Annotated in this window: 24 protein-coding genes; 2 read left to right on the forward strand and 22 right to left on the reverse strand. The window is 38.9% G+C overall.

Annotated features, from left to right (window positions below; genetic code table 11):
- Positions 1 to 36: 36 nt before the first annotated feature.
- From thrS to AB3I34_RS08900, 4 genes are all read right to left on the reverse strand, one after another.
- The gene (thrS, locus tag AB3I34_RS08885) at positions 37 to 1,974 is read right to left on the reverse strand and encodes a threonine--tRNA ligase (RefSeq protein ID WP_368027842.1); all 1,938 of its coding nucleotides are present in this window, start codon (positions 1,972 to 1,974) and stop codon (positions 37 to 39) included.
- Positions 1,975 to 2,370: 396 nt separating this feature from the next.
- Positions 2,371 to 2,550, reverse strand: a complete 180-nt coding sequence (locus AB3I34_RS08890) for a 2-hydroxymuconate tautomerase (RefSeq protein WP_002356318.1) — start codon at positions 2,548 to 2,550, stop codon at positions 2,371 to 2,373.
- A 165-nt stretch (positions 2,551 to 2,715) separates the two neighbouring features.
- Complete coding sequence (locus AB3I34_RS08895; protein WP_010817630.1) at positions 2,716 to 4,161, reverse strand: L,D-transpeptidase family protein; 1,446 nt, start codon at positions 4,159 to 4,161, stop codon at positions 2,716 to 2,718.
- Positions 4,162 to 4,307: 146 nt separating this feature from the next.
- Positions 4,308 to 5,171 carry an aminoglycoside 6-adenylyltransferase gene (locus AB3I34_RS08900; protein ID WP_085444262.1) on the reverse strand — a complete coding sequence of 288 codons (864 nt, stop codon included), beginning with the start codon at positions 5,169 to 5,171 and terminating at the stop codon, positions 4,308 to 4,310.
- Positions 5,172 to 5,292: 121 nt separating this feature from the next.
- Between AB3I34_RS08900 and AB3I34_RS08905 the strand changes: the two genes are divergently transcribed.
- The gene (locus tag AB3I34_RS08905) at positions 5,293 to 5,874 is read left to right on the forward strand and encodes a YdcF family protein (protein ID WP_002359392.1); all 582 of its coding nucleotides are present in this window, start codon (positions 5,293 to 5,295) and stop codon (positions 5,872 to 5,874) included.
- Between the two features lie 157 nt (positions 5,875 to 6,031).
- Positions 6,032 to 6,976, forward strand: a complete 945-nt coding sequence (locus AB3I34_RS08910; protein ID WP_002382461.1) for an endo-beta-N-acetylglucosaminidase — start codon at positions 6,032 to 6,034, stop codon at positions 6,974 to 6,976.
- 278 nt (positions 6,977 to 7,254) lie between these two features.
- Here AB3I34_RS08910 and AB3I34_RS08915 read toward each other — a convergent pair whose 3' ends face one another.
- The 18 genes from AB3I34_RS08915 to fabD form a co-directional block, all read right to left on the reverse strand.
- On the reverse strand, positions 7,255 to 8,085 hold the full coding sequence (locus AB3I34_RS08915) for a DUF6287 domain-containing protein (RefSeq protein ID WP_010712789.1): 831 nt from the start codon (positions 8,083 to 8,085) through the stop codon (positions 7,255 to 7,257).
- Between the two features lie 233 nt (positions 8,086 to 8,318).
- Positions 8,319 to 9,038 carry a YebC/PmpR family DNA-binding transcriptional regulator gene (locus AB3I34_RS08920; protein ID WP_002356305.1) on the reverse strand — a complete coding sequence of 240 codons (720 nt, stop codon included), beginning with the start codon at positions 9,036 to 9,038 and terminating at the stop codon, positions 8,319 to 8,321.
- An 86-nt stretch (positions 9,039 to 9,124) separates the two neighbouring features.
- On the reverse strand, positions 9,125 to 10,312 hold the full coding sequence (locus tag AB3I34_RS08925; RefSeq protein WP_025189423.1) for a nucleotidyltransferase: 1,188 nt from the start codon (positions 10,310 to 10,312) through the stop codon (positions 9,125 to 9,127).
- An 80-nt stretch (positions 10,313 to 10,392) separates the two neighbouring features.
- The gene (locus tag AB3I34_RS08930; protein ID WP_002356302.1) at positions 10,393 to 11,133 is read right to left on the reverse strand and encodes a class I SAM-dependent methyltransferase; all 741 of its coding nucleotides are present in this window, start codon (positions 11,131 to 11,133) and stop codon (positions 10,393 to 10,395) included.
- Position 11,134: 1 nt separating this feature from the next.
- Positions 11,135 to 11,473: a ribosome silencing factor gene (gene rsfS, locus AB3I34_RS08935; protein WP_033072556.1), complete on the reverse strand. Its 339-nt coding sequence runs from the start codon at positions 11,471 to 11,473 to the stop codon at positions 11,135 to 11,137.
- A gap of 46 nt (positions 11,474 to 11,519) precedes the next feature.
- Entirely contained in the window at positions 11,520 to 12,110 is a 591-nt protein-coding gene (gene yqeK, locus AB3I34_RS08940; RefSeq protein ID WP_002356300.1) for a bis(5'-nucleosyl)-tetraphosphatase (symmetrical) YqeK, read from the reverse strand.
- The gene (locus AB3I34_RS08945; protein ID WP_002365150.1) at positions 12,088 to 12,747 is read right to left on the reverse strand and encodes a nicotinate-nucleotide adenylyltransferase; all 660 of its coding nucleotides are present in this window, start codon (positions 12,745 to 12,747) and stop codon (positions 12,088 to 12,090) included. The genes yqeK and AB3I34_RS08945 overlap by 23 nt, the downstream gene beginning before the upstream one ends.
- 17 nt (positions 12,748 to 12,764) lie before the next feature.
- Positions 12,765 to 13,076 (reverse strand): ribosome assembly RNA-binding protein YhbY, encoded by a 312-nt coding sequence (gene yhbY, locus AB3I34_RS08950; RefSeq protein WP_002356298.1) that lies wholly within the window; start codon positions 13,074 to 13,076, stop codon positions 12,765 to 12,767.
- Between the two features lie 23 nt (positions 13,077 to 13,099).
- Positions 13,100 to 14,209, reverse strand: coding sequence for a ribosome biogenesis GTPase YqeH (gene yqeH / locus AB3I34_RS08955; protein ID WP_002381381.1), 1,110 nt, complete (start codon positions 14,207 to 14,209; stop codon positions 13,100 to 13,102).
- Entirely contained in the window at positions 14,206 to 14,733 is a 528-nt protein-coding gene (locus tag AB3I34_RS08960; protein WP_002356296.1) for a YqeG family HAD IIIA-type phosphatase, read from the reverse strand. Before AB3I34_RS08960 ends, yqeH begins: the two co-directional genes overlap by 4 nt.
- A 221-nt stretch (positions 14,734 to 14,954) precedes the next feature.
- On the reverse strand, positions 14,955 to 15,743 hold the full coding sequence (locus AB3I34_RS08965) for an acetyl-CoA carboxylase carboxyl transferase subunit alpha (protein ID WP_002362363.1): 789 nt from the start codon (positions 15,741 to 15,743) through the stop codon (positions 14,955 to 14,957).
- A gap of 1 nt (position 15,744) precedes the next feature.
- A complete protein-coding gene (gene accD, locus AB3I34_RS08970; RefSeq protein ID WP_010712792.1) occupies positions 15,745 to 16,611 on the reverse strand; it encodes an acetyl-CoA carboxylase, carboxyltransferase subunit beta in 867 nt (288 codons plus the stop codon).
- A gap of 94 nt (positions 16,612 to 16,705) precedes the next feature.
- A complete protein-coding gene (locus tag AB3I34_RS08975; RefSeq protein WP_002367303.1) occupies positions 16,706 to 18,076 on the reverse strand; it encodes an acetyl-CoA carboxylase biotin carboxylase subunit in 1,371 nt (456 codons plus the stop codon).
- A gap of 7 nt (positions 18,077 to 18,083) precedes the next feature.
- Complete coding sequence (gene fabZ, locus AB3I34_RS08980; protein WP_002356286.1) at positions 18,084 to 18,509, reverse strand: 3-hydroxyacyl-ACP dehydratase FabZ; 426 nt, start codon at positions 18,507 to 18,509, stop codon at positions 18,084 to 18,086.
- A gap of 3 nt (positions 18,510 to 18,512) precedes the next feature.
- Positions 18,513 to 19,001 (reverse strand): acetyl-CoA carboxylase biotin carboxyl carrier protein, encoded by a 489-nt coding sequence (gene accB / locus AB3I34_RS08985; RefSeq protein ID WP_085444261.1) that lies wholly within the window; start codon positions 18,999 to 19,001, stop codon positions 18,513 to 18,515.
- Position 19,002: 1 nt separating this feature from the next.
- Positions 19,003 to 20,238, reverse strand: coding sequence for a beta-ketoacyl-ACP synthase II (fabF, locus tag AB3I34_RS08990; protein WP_002356284.1), 1,236 nt, complete (start codon positions 20,236 to 20,238; stop codon positions 19,003 to 19,005).
- Positions 20,239 to 20,256: 18 nt separating this feature from the next.
- A complete protein-coding gene (fabG, locus tag AB3I34_RS08995; RefSeq protein ID WP_002356283.1) occupies positions 20,257 to 20,994 on the reverse strand; it encodes a 3-oxoacyl-[acyl-carrier-protein] reductase in 738 nt (245 codons plus the stop codon).
- Positions 20,995 to 20,997: 3 nt separating this feature from the next.
- A complete protein-coding gene (gene fabD, locus AB3I34_RS09000; RefSeq protein ID WP_002356280.1) occupies positions 20,998 to 21,927 on the reverse strand; it encodes an ACP S-malonyltransferase in 930 nt (309 codons plus the stop codon).

The raw sequence follows: 21,927 nt of genomic DNA on the forward strand, positions 1-21,927 counted from the left end.
CTGAATTCAGAAGTCCTTTTGACTTTTTCTCTTTTTTTAACGGCTGTAATTGTGAACTTCAGCAGCCATGCTGTCAATGAAAATTGATAAATCTTCGACAGACGTTTCTTTGCTTCCATAACGACGGACGTTCACCGTTGCGTCTTCCATTTCTTTGTCCCCGACCACTAATTGATAAGGTACTTTTTGGGTTTGAGAGGCCCGAATTTTGTAGCCCATTTTTTCGTTACGATCATCGACTTCAACACGTAAGCCTTGTGCTTGTAAACGTTCTTTGATTTCATAAGCATACTCAGAATGCGCTTCTACAGAAACTGGGATAATAGTTGCTTGAATTGGTGCTAACCAAGTTGGGAAAGCGCCTTTGTAAACTTCTGTTAAGTAAGCCACAAATCGTTCCATTGTTGAGACAATACCACGGTGGATAACAACTGGGCGATGTGTATTTTCACCATCTTCGCCAACATAAGTTAAGTCAAAACGTTCTGGTAATAAGAAGTCTAATTGGATGGTTGATAATGTTTCTTCCATTCCTAAAGCTGTTTTTACTTGAACATCTAACTTCGGACCGTAAAAGGCAGCTTCGCCTTCTGCTTCAAAATAATCTAATTCTAATTCATCCATGGCAGCTTTTAACATCGCTTGCGCTTTTTCCCACATCGCATCATCATCAAAATATTTGTCTGTATTATTTGGATCACGATAGCTTAAGCGGAAACGATAATCTGTAATGTTAAAGTCAGCGTAGACTGCCACCATTAACTCCAAAGTACGTTTAAATTCGTCTTTAATTTGGTCAGGACGAACAAAAGTATGGCCATCGTTTAAAGTCATTTCACGAACACGTTGTAACCCTGATAATGCGCCAGATTTTTCATAGCGGTGCATCATCCCTAATTCAGCGATTCGAATTGGCAATTCGCGGTAACTATGAATGTCATTTTTATAAACCATCATATGGTGTGGACAGTTCATTGGACGTAATACCAGCATTTCGCCATCGCCCATATCCATTGGTGGGAACATATCTTCATGGTAATGATCCCAGTGACCAGATGTTTTGTATAATTCCACATCGGCCATGATTGGTGTATACACATGTTGGTAACCTAAGCTAATTTCTTTGTCCACAATATAACGTTCAATTGTACGACGAATGGTTGCGCCTTTTGGTAACCAGAAAGGTAACCCTGAACCAACTTCTTGTGAAACCATAAATAAATCTAATTCTTTTCCTAATTTACGGTGGTCACGTTCTTTGGCTTCCTCGCGCATTTTGATAAATTCTTTTAAATCTTTTTTATCGAAAAAGGCAGTGCCATAAATCCGTTGCATCATGTGATTGTCAGAGTTTCCGCGCCAATAAGCACCAGCTACTGAAAGTAATTTAAAGACTTGAATCCGTCCTGTTGAAGGGACGTGAACACCACGACATAAATCGACAAAATCGCCTTGATCATAGATAGTGATGATTTCATCTTCTGGTAAATCTGTAATTAATTCAACTTTGTAAGGATCATCAGCAAATAATTCTAACGCTTCTGCACGTGAGATTTCTTTACGAACGATTGGGTTATTTTCCTTCACAATTTTCATCATTTCGGCTTCAATTGCAGGTAAATCATCCGCTGTCACAGGGGATTCCCCATTATCTGTATCATAGTAGAACCCAGAATCAATCGCAGGACCTACGCCAAATTTAATGTTAGGGAAAAGACGACGTAAGGCATTAGCCATTAAATGAGCTGATGAATGACGTAAAATTCCTAAAGCATCTTCATGATCAGGTGTCACGATTTCAAGCGAACCATCTTCTACGATAGGACGATCTAAATCGATTAAAACACCATTGAATTTACCAGCTAAAGCTTTTTTGGCTAAACTGTTGCTAATACTTTTAGCAACATCAAATGTTGTAACCCCAGAATCAAACGGTTTAACAGCGCCATCTGGAAAAGTAATGTGAATAGACATAATAAAATTCTCTCCTTTTAATTTTTTTGATTTGAAGCGTTTCATTGTGTTCCTGTTTTTCACAATGAAACGAAACAGCCACCTGTTCCCCTTGTTAAAAAACAAAAAGTCCTAGTATTCTAACGAATACTAGGACGAAAATATCGTGGTTCCACCTAATTTTGAACACAAATAATCTGTGTTCCTCTAGCGTGTTAACGGTGCGACCGCCTTTGTTTCAACAAAGGTTTCGAAAGTGGTCATCCCTTGTGCCAATCTGGAAAATTTTCAGCCAAGATTTTCCTCTCTAATAGATCGCGGGCAAGTTCAGTTGTCTTTCTCATCAATCATTTATGCACTTATTTAACCACTTATTTTCAGAAAAAGCAAGTGATTCAACAGAAATTCTCTGAAAACTTATTTTTTCCATTCGCCGCCTTGTGCATAGCGGTCTTTTTTCAATTCATTGACAATCACATGGATATTCTCTTTTGGTGCACCAGCGTTTTTTGACACAGCTTCTGTAATATCTTTGACCATATTAGTTAACTGTTCTTCTGTGCGGCCTTCAATTAATTCTACATGTACAAATGGCATCTTCGTTCCCCCAATTTAAATTGCTTGTTCTGTTTGTATCATAGAGCGGGTTATGACGCTTGTCAATAAAAAATTGGAGACGTCAGTCGTTACGGTTGACGTCTCCGATTTTTACTTTTCAGATACATAGCTAGACCAAAGTGCGGTCTTGCCTAATATCTCTTTTTATACTTCTTCGCCATAATCTACAGGTTTATCAAATTCACCTGGTGCATCATCATAGATATGTCCGTAAATAATTACCGGCATTCCGTCATAGGATACATCAAAGATTTTTGAAACTTCTGTTCCTGGCGTATTGATACAGCCATTACTACCAGCATCGGTTTTAAAGGCTTCTTTATCGCCATACTTATCCAATTTATGGTCAGAATCATGAATCCCGATTTGTGTGACAACGCCCCCTTGACTTAATAACGGCATCCAATATTTTACTGGCACACTGTATCGAGAACCATCAAGCATTTGACCTTCTAAATTCACATCGGTTGTCCGATATAAAATTGTATGGAATCCTGGTACTGTTGCGGTTCCTTTGTTATATCTGCCAGTAATGACATCTGTGGTGACTATTTTTTTGCCATCAATGAAACAATACATTTTTTGATCTTTTAAATCAATTTCAATGTAATTATTGGCTATTTTACTATTTTCTTTGGTATCGCCAACCAACGGAGCAGTGATTGCATTCGTTTGTTCTTGGCTATTCAGCGCGTTTACTAGTAGTTCTTGCGTTTTGGCCCCATCAATCGACCAGCCATAACTTCCGTTGTTTTTAAAACGACGTGTCGTGCCGTGAACATCTGTAAATAAAACTGGTTGATTAGCAGAACCATATGTTGTTTCTAATTGTGTCACCCAAGTAGTTAGTTTTTCTTTGTTGATTGTGCCATCATCATTCAGCACGTTTTGAATTTGTGTTTTATCAAAGGCTACTTTTTCACCATTAATATCAACTGTAATTGTTTTATTTAACTTGTTATTGAGCGTTGTCAATGTTGCCTTTAACGTTTGATCCTCTTTTGTAATTTCAGGGGCTTTATAAAAATCTTTGGCATTGTATTGATAGTTGCCTTTTCCCGCTTCAACATCCGCAATAATCTGCTGATTTAAGCGCTGTGTGTCCACTACTGTGCCTTGTTCTTCAGGAACAATTTCAAAAGTGCCATTGCCTCGACGGATACTCGCATTTTTGCTTGGTTTCCCCTCTGGAAAACTTAAAGTCGCTAATTTGGCTTCTAGTTCTTTTTTGAATGCCTCGTTTAACGGTAGCTTCACCTTGCTACTGTGTAAATGGTCTTTTAAAAATTTTTGATCCAATTGGTATTTTTTAGGAAGTTGAATTTTTTCTTCTTTTGCACCCGTTTGAACCACAACTTCTTCGGTTTGATTAACTTGCGCTAATTTTTCTTCTGCGGCATTTACATTTAACCAGCCTACAGAAACTCCATTTACTTTTGTGGTTGGTAAAAAGTGACTTTGAAAATAAACATAGCTGCCCCCAGCAACCAGAGCTAGTCCAACCAAAGAAGTAATAATTACTTTCTTTTTATTATTTTTTCCTGATTTTTGACGACGTGTATTACGCATTTGCATTTCTTCTTTTTTCATTTGTTCATCCTTTATATTAATAATTTTAGGTTTATTTCTTAGAGTCTAGGCAACAAACAACTGCGGTGATCTACAATCAAAAAAGGTTCCCTTTCTCTCGCAGATTAATTTTTTCAATTATACACTATTTTTACGTTGTTTTCAGCTTATTTTCCTTGTAAATCCTTTAATCTTAAAGAATTTGTATACTCTGTGACTTTTTTTGCTTCTTGTAAATGATACGTAAACTGGGCCATTTTAGCAAAATCCTGAGCGACGACGTCAAAAAAGGCTTGTGTCTTTATTAAGCTGTTCCAACAAGCTTCTTTACTAGAAAAATCCAGCAACGATGCTAATTGATCCATCGTGTCAGGAGTGACATAATTTTTCAGATACTTAAATTGTTTCCCAACAGAAATTGGCTCCGGTTCCTGCCAAGCCGCTTGCCAAGAAAGCAAGCGCAACAGTTCCTGCTGACAATATTCATAGAGATGTGTGACAGCGTAAAATAGTTCATTCCGACAAAGTCCCTTAACTACATACGTACCAACCCACCAAAATTCATTGCAACAATCGTTAAACTGCTGCTGATCCGGAACTGTTACTGTATAATTTTTATCAGATGCTACAGGTAAAGGCGGCAAACTTTCATCTTTGTCTAACAAGATAATTGCTAAAGAATCGCCTTCATGCCAATTGTCTTTTTCTGCGAGAGGACACAACGTTAAATCGATACGTTGGCCATCTTCAAATAACATTAAAAATGTTTCCCGCGTCTTCGGTTCTGTGGGAAATAAGGTCATTTCCTTGGGACGTTGCATAATTAATGGTTGTCCAAATTTTGCTATCCACGTTGCTGTTTCAAAAAATTCAGCACATGGTTCTACAATATAAACAATGTCGAAATCTTGAAAACTATCTTTTGGCGCTTTCACATTCGTGCGAGAACCCACCATTCCCACGGCTCGAATGTGTTCTTCTTGTTTTGCTACATCCATAATAAGTTGAAACATTTCTTCTTCTGTACGCATTCACTCGCTCCCTTTCTTCAAAAGTTTCTATTAAAACATAGATTTTTTTATAAGTCTTTTGTTTTCTATCGCTTTTTCTATGGTACTTCGTATACACTAACATTACAAGGAGGGATGTTTCATGCATTGGTTAAAAATAACAAGTTTATCCATTGTCAGTTTTGGCTTTTGTATTCTTTTGATTTTAGGTCTACTTATTTTTACTGGCAAAAATACGCAACCCACCGATAAACCAGATGCTATTTTAATTTTAGGGGCCCGTGTTTTAGGAACGTCTAAAGAAACCGCACTGCCCAGCCGTGTTTTGCAAGCTCGGTTAGATGTGGCTATCCCCTATATTAAACAACACCCCGAGACACCCGTTATTGTTAGCGGAGGGCAAGGAGCAGATGAGCCGGCTACGGAAGCCGCGGTTATGAAACAATACTTGCTAAATAAAGGTGTTCCAGAAAAACAGATTCTCTTAGAAAATCGTGCCACACGCACCAAAGAAAATATTGTCAATTCACAAAAACTCCTTTCTTTTAAACGGTTAGTGATTGTTACTAGTGACTTTCACATGTACCGCTCGCAACTTTTAGCCAAGCGAGCAGGCATCTCAAATGTTTCAGGCATCACTGCGGCTTCTTCTTTTCCAAAAGATATCAAAAATTTTGGTCGAGAGCTGCTTTCTTTAGGCTATGCCTTACTCTTTGATTGGTAAAAGAGCGTCCTTCGCAAGACCATTTTGCGAAGGACGCTTTTATATTCTGTGGATTTGCTCACTTTTGTTCTCTTCTTCTTGTGTTTAAATTATAAAAATGATAACATATCTTTGTTAACGCTTACAAACAATATTTATTTTATAGGAGGAGAAAGTTATGGGGCATCAATTGAGCACTCATTTTTTTAACAAGAAAACAGGGATTATTTCAACTTTTTTAAGTTTGATACTTTTAGTCGGCGGGTTACTGTTTGCACTACCTGCATTTGAAGTACAAGCAGCATCAACTGTTACACCTAAAACAGTCATGTATGTAGAAGTAAACAACCACGATTTTAACAATGTGGGAAAATATACTTTAGCTGGAACCAATCAACCTGCTTTTGATATGGGGATTATTTTTGCAGCCAATATTAATTATGATACGGTCAATAAAAAACCTTACTTATATCTAAATGAACGGGTCCAACAAACTTTAAACGAAGCTGAAACACAAATTCGTCCAGTTCAAGCACGCGGCACTAAAGTCCTATTGTCTATTTTAGGCAACCATGAAGGTGCTGGCTTTGCTAACTTCCCAACTTACGAAAGTGCGGATGCCTTTGCAGCTCAATTAGAACAAGTCGTTAATACGTATCATTTAGATGGTATTGATTTTGATGATGAGTATGCTGAATACGGAAAAAATGGGACGCCTCAACCAAATAATTCTTCGTTCATTTGGTTACTTCAAGCCTTAAGAAATCGCTTAGGCAATGATAAATTAATTACTTTTTATAATATTGGACCAGCGGCTGCGAACTCTTCTGCTAATCCTCAAATGAGTTCTTTAATTGATTATGCTTGGAATCCTTATTATAGTACCTGGAATCCGCCACAAATTGCGGGGATGCCTGCTTCTCGTTTAGGTGCTTCTGCCGTTGAAGTTGGTGTCAATCAAAATCTAGCTGCGCAATATGCTAAACGTACAAAAGCGGAGCAATATGGTATTTATCTAATGTATAACCTCCCAGGAAAAGATTCATCTGCGTATATCTCGGCGGCGACACAAGAACTTTATGGTCGAAAAACGAACTATTCACCAACTGTTCCAACACCTTAATATTATCTCGTGTCTACAAGCGCCAACATGTAAAGAGTTAAAAGCCAGCTTACTACAAGCTGGCTTTTTGGTATCTTGAGCGAATAGTTTTACACAAAAAAAGACCCGCCCTTTGGGTAAGGACGGGAAAGGAGTTAAAAATGAAAAAGTGTTTTGTGTTGTTAAGGTTGTTTGTTGATATGCTTATATCTTACAAACTAAATGTGAAGATTTTGTGATCATTTCATTCTTATTTTGCTACTTTTATAGGAATTAAATAGATTGCCACGAGACTATCTTTAGTTGCCTTGTGCATCCGTTATTCTGACTGCTCCTTGTGGCGATACTCTGAAAAAACCAACAGTCCCAGTCCCTCCATTTGCAGCCATCTGTTTCGATTGGGCTCTAAAAAAGAAGTCATTTCCATTCATACCAAAAAATCCAAGGTTCGTATCATCATTTTCTGCATCAGTCAATGTACTTCTGATACATGCCTCTGCTTGTTCTTGGTTCTCGATGATTTTTGCCTCTTCATTTTGGTCTTGAATTTCCTCTTCAGAAGAACGATAGTAATACTCTTCCGCAGGATAATTTCCACTATCTTGAGTAATTAACAATCGCGGTTTCGTCTTATCCGATTGGTCGCCGTTAGGATTTTCAACACCAATTTTATATAATAATAACGCAGCACCAGTAGGCCCCCACCTAATACTTAAGCTTGTAATTGGTCGCGACTCATCAGTAGGTAAATCCTTCGTAATCATTCCTCCGGTATTTGTACTACCATCAGGATGAATGATCAAACTCTCTCCTTTACCATTTTTCCATGTTCCAGCTAAAGTAGTAAAATCTCCAGCATTAATCGCTGTAGTGTCTAAATCAGCTACAGTTAGCTGACCGTTGTTTCCATCAGCTGTGGACTCTTCACTTTTCACTGATTCGTTAAACTCGATACTGCTACTCACTTGTTCATTTGTCTTATCAATTGTTTCACTCGTTTTTTCATTCGTCTCTTCAACTTTAGAGGATGTCTCAGTTGAAGCGGTTACTTTCTTTTCTTTTGGTTCCCGACAAGCAGCTAATGATAAAACTGCTATCCCGACAAAAAACGCTAGCATTCCCTTTTTCACGCCTATTCCCCCATTCAATAATCTATCTTACTAAAATATTATACTATTAATTCAACTGTTTAGACAAATATTTATGGAACAGACAAAAGTTGAACCTGTCATTGAATGCTTTGTGTCACATGGACTTATCAATCAACTTTCTTTTTTCTATGTATTATATGAAAAAAAGTGAGCCATCAGTCAAAATGACCGATGGCTCACTTTCTAAATCTTAAAACAAACGAACAAATGGATTATTCAGGTAAATCTACATTATGATGAACTTTTTGAACATCTTCTAAATCTTCTAAAACGTCTAACATTTTTTCAAAGTTCGCTAAATCGTCGCCTTCTAATGTTACTTCGTTTTGTGGAACCATTTCTAACTCAGTAACCGTGAATTCTTCAATGCCTTTTTCTTTTAACGCTTCTTGTGCATGGTGGAAATCTTCTGGTTCTGTGTAAACGATAATTTGACCGTCTTCTTCAACAACATCGCGAACATCAATGTCTTTTTCCATTAAGTATTCTAAAATTTCATCCGCATCGTCACCAGCAAAGCCAATGATACCTGTATTATCAAACATGTAGGAAACAGCACCGCTGACACCCATGTTTCCGCCGTTTTTACCAAATGCGGCCCGCACATCTGCTGCTGTTCGGTTCACGTTGTTTGTTAAAGCATCAACAATGACCATTGAACCATTTGGCCCAAATCCTTCATAGCGTAATTCAGAATATTGTTCATCTGCTGAACCTTTTGCTTTTTCAATAGCGCGATCAATAATATGTTTTGGTACATTGTATGTTTTGGCGCGTTCGATTACAAACCGTAGTTTTTGGTTTGCATGAGGATCAGGGTCTCCTGACTTCGCTGCTACGTAAATTTCAATCCCGAATTTTGCATAAACACGGCTATTGTTTGCGTCTTTGGCAGCTTTTTTCTCTTTAATATTTGCCCATTTACGGCCCATATTCTCACTTCGCTTTCTCTGATTTGTTGTTAGTATCTTATCCCTTGTTTATTATACTGGGGAAACTGATTTTTGTTAAGTATTTTTTAGGTATCTGGCGAAAATCGTAAGGGAAACCGACCAAAATTTTGTTCTTTTAAAGAAGAATCTCCCATCTGATATAGTTGATTGGCGCGAATATCTAACGAAAGCATAGCGCGGTTTTCTTTAGATACTTTGGAAATTACCGGCAATTGAATTTGTGCTTTGGTTTCTTTTAGATAAGCTTGTCCCTTTGGCGTAAATCCTAGCACATGGAGATAGCTGTCTTGCCAAACAGTTTCAACTTCTTCTTTGGTCATATTTAACAATATATAGGTTGCTAATCGTTGCAATCTTGTCCAAGTATAACGCTTCGTTTTCATACGTTCCATTAATTCGTGAAAAGAACCTGCTGCTTGGATTTGATCCTTTAGTCGATATTCAAGTCCTTCCGTCATTTGGTAAATGGCTTGTAACTCTTCTAACGAGGATTGAATAATTTTATACTTTAGGAAGGGCCAGTAGTTTTCCCATGAAATCATTGTCTGTGTTTGTAAATGTTGTGCGGTTATAGAAGGAACCGTTGGCAGCACTTGCGTTATTTCTTGTTGAAAAACACTTTGCCTAATCGCCGTGGCGCTAGCAACTTTCCCAGAAATCGTTGCATCATGAAAGCCCGCTTGTTTTCTAGCAATTGGGTAGAGCGTCATCGGGGTTGGATACGTGGCATTTTCCTTTGCATAACTCATCCCCAAAATATGATTAGGCGAAGAAAAATCAAACCTGCTTTCAGGATATACTTGACGAAAAACAGCAGTCATTTTTTGTGGATAACTCAATTGTTTGTCTGTCAATGCGTGGAACGTTTGATCAATTAAGGATTGATTTTCTTGGACAAACTGGCCGAAAGCCGCATAATCAATTGCGCTTGTACTATCTGTTCCAAAACATAAGCTCTCACATTGCAACGCCTGCAATAACTTTATACCGCCTTTGGCAAAGTAATCCGCAGACTGTACCGACCAAGCTGTCGGCAATTCAATGACTAAATCCACACCATTTTGCAAAGCTTCTTCTGCTCTGGCCCACTTATCTAGTAAAGCTGGTTCTCCTCTTTGTAAAAAATTTCCACTCATTATAGCAATCACTACTTCAGCTCCGCTTTGTTGGCGAGCTTGTTGGGCATGATAGCGATGTCCATTATGAAAGGGATTATATTCCACGATAATGCCACAGGCTTTCACTCTAGCCACCTCCGTTATAAAAAAATGGACTTATCAGCAAAGAGACAAACGTTTTTAAGCGCTGTCCCAAGCTCATAAGCCAAATCTTATTAATCTCTTTGACAAACAAAGAACCAGCGTTCACTTGTTTCAGTTGGTGCTTCATCTGTAAAATCTGCATAAACTTTGACGTTCATGAAACCAGCACTTTCTAACATTCGTAAATAGTTATCTAACGAATAGGTTCGTTCTTGATGCAATTCATCATACCGAACAAAGTGCTCATCTGTTTCCTGTTCTTTCACAAAAAATGTTAAGAAATGTTCTATGCTGTGTTCTTTTTCACCAGCGTAACTATCCCATAGAAAAGCAAACTCTTCTGTTTGATAATGATAGCTATATTCCGGAAAAACTGAATCAATTTTGTAAGTAGAATGAACATCAAAAATGAACGTTCCTTCCTCTTCTAACGCTTGATAAACTTCATCGAACACTTGTTGTACTTCTTGGCGATTAGCCATATAGCACAGTGAATCAGAAAAACAAGTGATGGCTTGGTATTGTCCCACTTCAGATAAATCTAGCATATTTCCCTGAACAAATTGAACTGGCACTTCTTCTTCAAAGGCCCGTTCACTAGCAATCATCAACATTTCTTCTGATAAGTCTAAGGCCGTCACATCGTAACCACTTTTCGCGAAATCAACTGCTAAAGCGCCTGTACCACAAGCCATTTCAAGAATTTGTTGGGTTCCTTGTGGGAGATGACGATTGGAAAAATCCAACCATTTTTGGTATAGGCTTTCGTCCATCACTTCGTCATAGACGAAAGCAAACGTTTCGTAGGCCATTTTAGTCGACCCAAGCGCTTAGATCAACCATTGGGGCATCTGACCATAATTTTTCTAAGTTGTAAAAGGCACGTTCTGAAGATTGGAATACATGGACAATAACATCGCCTAAATCGATTAAAATCCATTTTCCGCCTTCTTTACCTTCCACACGCTTGACTTCTACTTGATTTTTGGCTTCTTGTTCGTTAATTTCATCAACAATCGCATTGATTTGACGTTCACTATTGGCTTGGCAAATTAAAAAATAATCTGCTAATAATGAAATCTCTCTTACGTCTAATGCGACAATTTCTTCTGCTCGTTTTGAATCTGCTGCTTTGACAGCAATTTCTAAAATTTTCTGGCTATCTATGATAGTTCCCTCCTAGTAATTCTTTCTTCTTTTATTTTTGATTAACGACCCATTGATTGTAGGTCTCTAACGTTTTTGGATAAATTTTATGTTCTTGTTCAATCAAATGTAACAAGGTATGTTTCGTTTCATAAGCAACCGCTGCATCTAAGTCAACAAGGGCAATTTCACGGGCTTCTTTCACACCTGGAAAATCACGTCCTGGTTCAATGTAATCTGCGACATAAATAATTTTATCTAGCAAGCTCATCTTAGCAGCCCCAGTTGTATGCACACGAATTGCCTGCAAGATTTCTTCGTCATCAATGGCTAATTCCCGTTGAACAATATCCGCCCCAACTAAGCCATGCCAAATTTCATTGCCATAGTTTAATAAAGCCAAATCAAAACCATCTCGGCGAATAATCAACTCGAATTCATCGTTTGGACGTTCTTTGGCGTAATCATGCGTCAAAGCAGCAATACTGGCTTTGGCTTCATCGGCACCATATTTCGCTGCCAAGGCCACAGCTGTTTCCTCGACTCCTAACACATGGCGAAAGCGACGTTCACTCATTTGCATTTGAACTTTTTGCATTAATAATTCACGTTGTGCAGCATCATAATTTGTTATCCAGCTCATCTTGATACAGTCCCTTCTCTTGAATATAGTTTATCACATTCTCTGGAAGAAGATAGCGTGTTGAGCAACCACTTTTAACTTTTTGTCTAATCAAAGTGGAACTAATCGCCATCTGCGGAACATCAACCCAAATAATTGGATAGGTAGATTCCGTTGGATAATTAGGACGCCGAATGCCGACAAATTGAACTAAATGGAGTAAGTCATCAATCCGATGCCATTTGGGCAAGTATTCCACCATATCTCCACCAATTATAAAATAATAATCAGTATCTGGATTGGCTTCTTTTAAAGCTTTCATCGTATCATACGTGTAACTTTTGCCTTTGCGAATTAATTCAATTGGCTCAATATCTAAGCAGGGATTATCAGCCACTGCTAGTTCTAACATCGCTAACCGATGTTCACTGCTAATTGTTTTCTTTTCGTCTACATGTGGTGGTAAGTACGTAGGCATTAAGTAAACTTTGTCCAAACCTAGTTGATTTTGAACTTGATCGGCCATGACAAGATGTGCTAAATGAACGGGATTAAAATTACCACCTAACAAGCCGACTTGCTTTCTTGTTTGAAAACGTAACGGTTCCTCTTGCAAGAGAACGTCCGCTCCTTGACGCGCTTGTCTTTTTTCTCCCATTGTTCATCCCTCCAATATTAAATCTCTTTGACTGCTGCTGAAATTTTTTGATATTTTTCTTTACTTGATGGCTTGAATAAGACCAACACGCGACCAATAATTTGTACCACATCGCAATGAATGGCTGCTGTTAGTTCTTCTGCAACCTCTTCTGCTACTTCATCTGTATTTTGTAATAACGTAATTTTAATCAATTCACGTTTTTCCAACGCTTCATCAATTTGTGTAATCATTGCGTCATTCAAACCACCTTTGCCTACTTGAAAAATAGGTTGTAAATGATGTGCCTGACTACGTAAATAACGTTTTTGTTTTCCTCTAAGTTTCAAATTGTTTGCCTTCTCTCTAAAATTTAAATTAATGCTTTTCTACGTAAAACATCGACACCTTTAGGCGCCCAACCAGCGACTACACCAGGTTCTGTGACAGTAATCCAACCTAGACCAGCAAACACAATATCCGTTTTTTCTTTCACGGAAAATTCAAAGCGCACTAATTCAGGAAACTCAGCGACTTCATCGGCACGTGGAGGCTGCAATAAGCCACCAACATGTTTTTCATAAAAAGCATCGGCGGTTGCTGTTTTTGTTCGGTGTAAATTTAAGTCATTGGAAACGTAGGCAATGAAGGAACTTTTAGCACCTTGGACATAATCAAAGCGAGCCAAGCCACCTAAAAACAAGGTTTGTTCAGCATTTAATTGGTAAACTTTCGGTTTGATTTCTTTTTGCGGTGCAATAATTTTCAAGTCTTTTTTACCTAGGTAATGTGCCATTTGATGACGGTGAATAATTCCGGGCGTATCGATTAAGAAGTGGCCATCGTCTAATGGAATTTCAATTTTATCTAGCGTTGTTCCAGGAAATTGTGATGTCGTAATCACATCTTGAACACCCACTGTTTGTTGAATGATTTGATTGATTAATGTTGATTTTCCAACATTGGTCACACCTACGACATAAACGTCTCGGCCTTCACGATATTTTTCGATCGTATCTAATAACTCTTGCATTTCTTGTGGTTTCTTGCCACTTGTTAGTAAAACATCAACAGGGCGTAATCCTGCTTCATGGGCCCGTTCTCTCATCCATTGAACCATTTTAGGTTTTTTTAATGATTTAGGCAAAATATCCACTTTATTGCCAACTAACAACACAGGATTATCTCCGATAAAACGATGTAGTCCTGGAATAAGAGAGCCATTAAAGTCAAAAATATCCACTACGTTCACAATCAGTGCATCTTCTGTTCCTAAACCATTCAATAAACGTAAAAAGTCATCGTCTGTTAATTGGACATCTTGAATGTCATTATAATGTCTTAAGCGAAAACAACGTTGGCAATAAACTTCCCCTGTTTCCATTCCTTTTTCGAAAGCTGTTTTTGGTGTATAGCCTAATTCATGAGGATTTTCCGTTTGGATAATCGCACCACAGCCAATACAATGAATTGCCTCTGTCATTCTAATCCGCCTCTCCATGTCATTTCTGGATGTTTTTTTGATAAGTATTTCATAATTTTCCGTTCAAAGAACCGATTGATTCTAGTATTCCAGCCATCTGTATCGACAATCGGTTGAACTAAAACATTGCGTATACCCGCTGCGTTAGCTCCCCGAATATCTGTCATAATCTGATCGCCGACCATTAACATTTCAGATGGCTTCAAGCCTAATTTTTTTTCTGCTAATTTGAAGCCACGTGCGGTTGGTTTCAAGGCACGTGCTACATAATCTAAGTCAAACTTTTCAACAACGCGTTTAATCCGGCTGTCTTTGTTGTTTGAAACAACGAGGACAGTAATTCCTGCATTTTTCATTTCTAATAACCAAGTTTTTAATTCTTCTGTTCCATCGGGATTATTCCAAGCAATTAACGTATTATCTAAGTCAGTTAGTACTGCCTTAATCCCTAGTTTTTTTAATTGTGCGGGGGTAATTTTATAAATCGCATCAATCATCCATGTCGGTTTATATTTTGAAAACATCGTGACTCCTCTCACTGACACTATGTAGTTTCTTCGATTTTAAGAGACTGAAACATAACTAAACAATTATGCTTCAGTCTCTACCTATTGTATTATACTGCATTTTACTGAAAATTTCTATAAAGGACGGTCGTTCCTTGTAAAAGAACAAGTAAAATAAAAGAAAAAATAAAAAAAGCCACCCATCAACCCCTGAAAAGTTCGTTGATGAGTAGTAACTTCTAATATTTGCGAAAACGTTGGTATCTTTTTTCTAGTAACGTTTCCGTATCTAATTTAGCTAATTCAGTTAATTTTGAAATGAACGCTTTTTGTAACATGCGATTAATTTTTGCTTGTTCCAGAGGCTGACCGTTCATAACTTCTGGAATTACTTTATCTACAATAGCTAATTCCTTCAGCTCTGTCGCTGTGATTTTCATCAATTCTGCTGCTTCTTTCGCACGACTGCCATCTTTCCACAAAATAGAGGCGAAACCTTCTGGCGAAAGAACCGCATAAATCGTGTGTTCCAACATCCAAACTTCATCTGCGACTGCTAAAGCTAAAGCACCGCCACTACCGCCCTCACCAATGATGACTGAAATGATTGGCACTTTCAAATCAGACATCTCTAACAGGTTTTGCGCAATGGCTTCCCCTTCTCCCCGCTCTTCGGCACCAATCCCACAATAGGCACCAGCAGTGTTCACAAAGGTAATGACTGGGCGATTAAATTTTTCCGCTTGTTTCATTAAACGTAACGCTTTGCGATACCCTTCAGGATTAGGTGAACCAAAATTACGTTCAATATTTTCTGGTAGATTTCGACCTTTTTGGATACCTACCACTGTAACTGGTTTACCTTGCAAAGTAGCAACACCACCGACTACAGCTAAATCATCGGCAAAGTAACGATCCCCATGAAATTCTAAAAAGTCCTCAAAAATGGCTTCTATATATTCTAAAGTTGTCAAACGATCTTGGGCTCTTGCCAAGGTAACAACATCATTGGCTGTTTTCTTTTCCATGTTAGCGCCACCCTTCCAAAGAATGTAAACGTAACAAGTCGCTCAATCGTTGACGCAAAAGATTTCTTGGCACAATCTGATCTACAAAACCATGTTCTAAAAGAAACTCGGCCTTTTGAAAATCATCTGGCAACTCTTGACGAATCGTTTGTTCAATTACACGGCGGCCAGCAAAACCGATTAAACTCTGAGGCTCTGCCAAAATAATATCGCCATCCATCGCAAAGCTTGCGGTAACACCGCCAGTCGTTGGATCAGTCAATACCGTAAGATACAGCAAGCCTGCTTTGTTATGCCGTTGCAAAGCGGCCGAAATTTTCGCCATTTGCATCAATGAAAAAATTCCTTCTTGCATACGGGCACCACCAGATGCAGTGAAAATCACTACTGGTAAATGCTTTTCTGTCGCCCGCTCAAACAAGCGTGTGATTTTTTCACCAACAATCGTTCCCATACTGCCCATGATAAAATTAGCATCCATGATTCCAATTGCAACAGCATGTCCTTCAATTGTTGCTTCTCCCGTTAAGACAGCTTCATCTAGCCCAGTTTTTTCTTGCATTTTTTCAATTTTTTCAAGATAACCTGGAAAATTTAGTGGATCTTTTGTCACTAATTCACTGTCCCAATTGTGGAAACTCTTTTCATCAACGGTTATCGCTAATCGTTCCCATGCACCAATCCGAAAACTATAGCCACAATGCGGACAGATTTTTTCTGCACCCATTTCTTTTGTATACAGTGTTCGCTTACAAGAAGGGCATTTTGCCCACATATTATCTGGAACAGAAGGCTTCTTTGATGCATCATTTGCATCAGCACGATTTGGATTAATGCGAATGTAATTTTTCTTTTTAAATAATGCCATTTGCTTACTCCTCGTATTTTAGCGGCAAGAGCTCAGCTCCTTTCAAAAGATCACTGATCTTTCCAAGCAAGAGAGCTCTTGCGGCGTTCTTTCTTTAATGATTGCTTTCTGGCTCCCAATTTGGTAGAAATGTTTCTTGTAAAAAGCTTGTGTCATAGTCACCTGTCAAAACATTGTCATGTGTAATTAAATCCAATTGGAATTCGGCATTCGTAATAATACCTTCTGTTACAATTTCATTTAAAGCCCTTTGCATTTTCATCAAGGCATCAAAACGATTTTCACCATGTACGATGACTTTTGCAATCATTGAATCATAATAAGGCGGAATTGAATACCCTGAATACATAGCGCTGTCTACACGCAAGCCCATTCCACCACTAGGCAACAAGAGATTTTGAATTTTACCTGGTGAAGGAGCAAAATTAAAGGCAGGATTTTCAGCGTTAATTCGGCACTCAATCGCATGCCCAGTCATGGTAACATCCTCTTGGGTATAGCCTAAAGGTTCACCTGAAGCAATTTCTAATTGTGCTTTGACTAAATCAATCCCTGTTACCATTTCCGTAACTGGATGTTCGACTTGGATGCGGGTATTCATTTCCATGAAATAAAAGTCGCCAGCTGGATCCATCAAAAATTCAATGGTTCCGGCATTTTCATAATGCACAGCTTGTGCCGCTCGAACGGCCGTTTCGCCTAACATCTGACGCTTTTCTTCAGAAATAGCAATCGATGGTGATTCTTCTAACACTTTTTGATTATTTCTTTGTAGTGAGCAATCACGTTCCCCTAAGTGAATCACATGCCCATATTGATCACCTAAAATTTGCACTTCGATATGACGTGCTGGATAAATAATTTTTTCTAAATACATATCATCATTACCAAATGCGGCTTTGGCTTCTTGCTGCGCTGAAGTAAAGTGTTTCGGTAACTCTTCTTTTGAAAGAACTTTTCGGATTCCTTTTCCGCCACCACCAGCAGCTGCCTTTAACATCACTGGGTAACCAATTTCTTCAGCAATCGTCAACGCTTCTTCGACAGAATCAATGACGCCATCACTCCCAGGAATAACAGGTACCTTGGCTTTCTGCATCAGTTGACGTGCATTTATTTTATTGCCCATTGCATCAATCGTTTCTGCTTTAGGACCGATAAAAGTAATGTTACATTCTTCGCACATTGAAGCAAATTGACTATTTTCAGATAAGAAACCAAACCCTGGATGAATCGCTTCAGCATTGGTAACAATTGCTGCACTTAAAACAGCTTGAACATTTAAATAAGAATCAGTTGCTTTCGCCGGTCCAATACAAATGGCTTCATCTGCTAACTGTGTGTGTAACGCTTCTTGATCCGCTTCAGAGTAAACAGCAACTGTTTGAACGCCTAATTCGCGACAGGCACGAATAATACGAACAGCGATTTCTCCGCGGTTTGCGATTAATACTTTCGAAAACATTTTTCACCTATCCAATCATAAAGGTTAATTCAGCCTCGGCAACTTTTTTTCCATTAACTTTTGCCACACCTTTACCCATTCCAGCAGAAGCGCGGACTTTTAAAAGTTCAACCTCTAAAATTAATGTGTCGCCTGGTGTTACCTTTTGTCTAAATTTTGCTTTATCTAATCCACCAAAGTATGCCGTTTTCCCTTTGAATTCAGGCATTGAAAGTAATGCCACGGCGCCTGCTTGAGCCAACGATTCAATAATTAAAACTCCTGGCAAAACAGGATTCCCAGGAAAATGACCTTGAAAAACTTGCTCATTAACCGTTACATTCTTTTTCGCTACAACGCGTTCCCCGGGAATGACTTCTTCAACACTATCTAATAATAAAAAGGGATAGCGATGTGGTAAAATTTCTTGAATTTCTGTAATTGTTAATTTCATGTTTTATTCTCCTTTAGCAACTCGGAATAGCGGCTGACCAAATTCAACCACATCTTCATTGTTGACTAACACTTCCGTAATCACACCGTCAACTGTCGCCGTAATTTCATTCATTAATTTCATCGCTTCAACGATACACACAACGTCACCCGTTTTAACAGTGTCTCCTACTTTGACAAAGTTCTCTTTATCTGGTGCTGGTTGTAAATAAACGATTCCTACAATAGGTGCCGTAATTTCTTCTGTCTTTTCATTGGTTGTCGGTGTATTAGTTGGCGTTTCTTCAACGACAGAAACTGTTTCAACAGGCACTGACACACCACTAGCGGCTACTGGTGTTTCTTGTGGTTGCGCCACTGGTTCTACGGCACTTCGCCCAGAAACTGTATTTTTATTCATATATAATTCAAACGAGCCTTCTCGTAAATCGAATTCGGTTAAAGTTGATTGATCAAATTGTGTTAATAATGCTTTTACTTCTTCTAACTGCATGTTAATCCTCCCAGCGTTTTAAGCAAATAACTGCATTGTGGCCACCAAAGCCTAGTGAGTTACTTAAAGCATAATCAAATTTATGCTCTTTGCTTTCGTTTAAAACAACGTTCACCGTAATTGCTTCATCTTGATTTTCCACATTAATGGTTGGCGGAATAAATTGATGTTGTAAAGCATTTAGGGTAGCAATTCCTTCAATTCCACCAGCGGCGCCTAAGAGATGTCCCGTCATACTCTTCGTACTACTTACATATGCCGTTTTTGCGGCATCACCTAAAGCCAATTCAATTGCTTTAGATTCTGCACTGTCATTGGCTTGTGTGCTTGTTCCATGGGCGTTAATATAGCCAATTTTTTCTGGAGAAATCCCAGCTTCTTCCATTGCTAGTACCATGGCTTTCGCTGCGCCGCTCCCATCTGGTGTTGGTGATGTCATATGATAGGCATCGCAATTAGCACCATAGCCAACCACTTCACCTAAAATAGTTGCGCCTCGTTCTAGAGCATGATCTAATGATTCTAAAATAAAGACACCCGCTCCTTCTCCCATCACAAATCCACTACGTTCTTTATCAAAGGGAATTGAGGCTTTTTCTGGGTCAGTCGCCTTTGTTAAAGCGGTCAAGGAAGCAAATCCTGAAATACCAATTTCTGTAATAGGCGCTTCTGCTCCACCAGCAATAATGACATCAGAGTAGCCATGTTTGATATTGCGGAACGCTTCCCCAATTGAATGAGTTGCACTAGCACAAGCTGTCACTGTTGAAGTACAAATTCCTTTGGCACCAACACGTAAAGCAATATTTCCCGCCACCATGTTTCCAATCGCCATTGGAATAAATAACGGTGCCACACGTTCAGGTCCTTTGTCGTGCATCCGAATTACTTGATTTTGAATTGTTTCCAAACCACCAATCCCGGAACCCACCATAACGCCAAACCGATCCACATCTAGTTGACTGGTATCCAAGCCACTCATAGCCATTGCTTCTAAGGCCGCATAAATGCCAAATAACGAAAACTTATCCATGCGTTTGCCATCTTTTTTAACAAAATATTTTTCCATTGGAAAGTCTTTCACTTCAGCTGCTAAGGTGACACCTGTTTCACTAACATCAAATTTACTAATCGGTCCGATACCATTTTTCCCTGTTTTCAAACTTTCTAAAAAAGTCTCAGGTTCATTGCCAATCGGCGAGGTGACACCGTAACCGGTAATAACTACTCGATTCATCCTTTTGACTCCTTTCGTTTATCCGTGCATGACTAAGCCGCCATCAACATTCACGACTTGCCCAGTAATATAGGGACTTTTAGCTAAGAAAATCGCTGTAGCTGCGACATCTTCGACTTGCCCAAACGTTTGTAAGGGAATTTGTGCATTCATTTGTGTTTTAACTTTTTCTGATAAAACATCCGTCATTTCTGTTTGGATAAACCCTGGTGCAATCGCATTGCAGGTAATACCGCGCGGCGCAACTTCTCGTGCCACCGATTTAGTAAAACCAACGACACCCGCTTTACTCGCAGCGTAGTTTGCTTGACCAACATTTCCCATTAAACCAGAAACGCTAGCCATATTAATAATCCGACCACTTCGTTGTTTCATCATACGTTTAACCGCTTGTTGGGTCATGTTAAAAGTTCCTACCAAGTTAATATCTAAACAGGCATTAAAATCCTCTTTTGTCATTCGTAATAATAATTTATCATTCGTAATCCCAGCGTTATTCACCAGAATATCAATCGAGCCTAATTGGTCAACGGTTGCTTGAATCATCTCACCTGCTGCATCAAAATCGGAAATATCTCCAGAAAGGCCAATACATTTTACCCCAAAGGCTTCAATTTCTTGTCGTTGTTCTGGCGTAATCTCACTCCGACCGTTTAAAACAATATTGGCGCCCTCTTTCGCAAAAGCCAATGCAACTGCTTTGCCAATCCCACGAGTGCTTCCAGTAATAAATACGTTTTTCCCTGTTAATTCCATTTTTTACCTCCCAGTAAGTGCTGTTAACGTTTCTGTTAATGTTGCAACATCTTCCACACGGTGCATTTCAATTGTTTTGTCAATTTTTTTAACAAAACCAGTTAATGTTTTCCCTGGACCAACTTCAATCATCGTTCCCACGTTCATAGCCTTCATCGTTTCGATACTGTCTTCAAAACGTACCGCAGACATGACTTGCTTTTCCAATAACGCTTGAATTGCCTCTTGGGGCATAATTTCGGCAGTCGTATTACTAATGACAGGAATTTGCATCGTTTGAAAGTTCAATTTTGCTAAATCCTGAGCCAATTTTTTTGATGCTGGTTGTAACAGCGCCGTATGGAAAGGGCCACTCACATTTAACGGAATCATTCGCTTCACACCAGCTTCTTTGAGAAGTGTCATCGCTTGATCAACAGCAGCAACCTCACCACCAATCACGATTTGTTGTGGTGTATTATAATTTGCTGGAGCCACAATTCCGAAAGCACTGGCTTCTTGGCAGGCTTTCTCAATTACTTCACGCTCAGCATTCATGACAGCAACCATTTTGCCAGTTCCTTGTGGTGCTGCTTCTGTCATGTACTGACCGCGCTTTTGGACCAAGGCCACTGCTTCTGAAAAGCGCAAAGCCCCGCTGGCAACCAAAGCGCTATATTCCCCTAAGCTTAAACCCGCTACGACATCAGGCGTTAGTCCTTTTTGTTGCAAAAGACGGTAAAATGCGACACTGACTGTTAAAATAGCAGGTTGCGTATATTCTGTTTCATTTAAACGTTCATTTTCAGTAAAACAAAGTTCTGCCATCTCATAACCTAAGATATGACTTGCTTCATCGAAAGTTTCCCGAACAATCGCTTCTTGGTGATATAATTCTTCACCCATCCCTTGATACTGGGCTCCTTGTCCACTAAATAAAATCGCTGTTTTCAT

The sequence above is a fragment of the Enterococcus sp. C102(2024) genome, from assembly GCF_040888205.1.
Lineage (GTDB): Bacteria > Bacillota > Bacilli > Lactobacillales > Enterococcaceae > Enterococcus > Enterococcus faecalis.

Bases quoted from the DNA above. Each gene is read 5' to 3' on its own strand.
- thrS (WP_368027842.1), bottom strand. From the start codon at position 1,974: ATGTCTATTCACATTACTTTTCCAGATGGCGCTGTTAAACCGTTTGAT.
- AB3I34_RS08890 (WP_002356318.1), bottom strand. From the start codon at position 2,550: ATGCCATTTGTACATGTAGAATTAATTGAAGGCCGCACAGAAGAACAG.
- AB3I34_RS08895 (WP_010817630.1), bottom strand. From the start codon at position 4,161: ATGAAAAAAGAAGAAATGCAAATGCGTAATACACGTCGTCAAAAATCA.
- AB3I34_RS08900 (WP_085444262.1), bottom strand. From the start codon at position 5,171: ATGCGTACAGAAGAAGAAATGTTTCAACTTATTATGGATGTAGCAAAA.
- AB3I34_RS08905 (WP_002359392.1), top strand. From the start codon at position 5,293: ATGCATTGGTTAAAAATAACAAGTTTATCCATTGTCAGTTTTGGCTTT.
- AB3I34_RS08910 (WP_002382461.1), top strand. From the start codon at position 6,032: ATGGGGCATCAATTGAGCACTCATTTTTTTAACAAGAAAACAGGGATT.
- AB3I34_RS08920 (WP_002356305.1), bottom strand. From the start codon at position 9,038: ATGGGCCGTAAATGGGCAAATATTAAAGAGAAAAAAGCTGCCAAAGAC.
- AB3I34_RS08930 (WP_002356302.1), bottom strand. From the start codon at position 11,133: ATGGCCTACGAAACGTTTGCTTTCGTCTATGACGAAGTGATGGACGAA.
- yqeK (WP_002356300.1), bottom strand. From the start codon at position 12,110: ATGAGCTGGATAACAAATTATGATGCTGCACAACGTGAATTATTAATG.
- AB3I34_RS08945 (WP_002365150.1), bottom strand. From the start codon at position 12,747: ATGGGAGAAAAAAGACAAGCGCGTCAAGGAGCGGACGTTCTCTTGCAA.
- yqeH (WP_002381381.1), bottom strand. From the start codon at position 14,209: ATGACAGAGGCAATTCATTGTATTGGCTGTGGTGCGATTATCCAAACG.
- AB3I34_RS08960 (WP_002356296.1), bottom strand. From the start codon at position 14,733: ATGTTTTCAAAATATAAACCGACATGGATGATTGATGCGATTTATAAA.
- AB3I34_RS08965 (WP_002362363.1), bottom strand. From the start codon at position 15,743: ATGGAAAAGAAAACAGCCAATGATGTTGTTACCTTGGCAAGAGCCCAA.
- accD (WP_010712792.1), bottom strand. From the start codon at position 16,611: ATGGCATTATTTAAAAAGAAAAATTACATTCGCATTAATCCAAATCGT.
- AB3I34_RS08975 (WP_002367303.1), bottom strand. From the start codon at position 18,076: ATGTTTTCGAAAGTATTAATCGCAAACCGCGGAGAAATCGCTGTTCGT.
- fabZ (WP_002356286.1), bottom strand. From the start codon at position 18,509: ATGAAATTAACAATTACAGAAATTCAAGAAATTTTACCACATCGCTAT.
- accB (WP_085444261.1), bottom strand. From the start codon at position 19,001: ATGCAGTTAGAAGAAGTAAAAGCATTATTAACACAATTTGATCAATCA.
- fabF (WP_002356284.1), bottom strand. From the start codon at position 20,238: ATGAATCGAGTAGTTATTACCGGTTACGGTGTCACCTCGCCGATTGGC.
- fabG (WP_002356283.1), bottom strand. From the start codon at position 20,994: ATGGAATTAACAGGGAAAAACGTATTTATTACTGGAAGCACTCGTGGG.
- fabD (WP_002356280.1), bottom strand. From the start codon at position 21,927: ATGAAAACAGCGATTTTATTTAGTGGACAAGGAGCCCAGTATCAAGGG.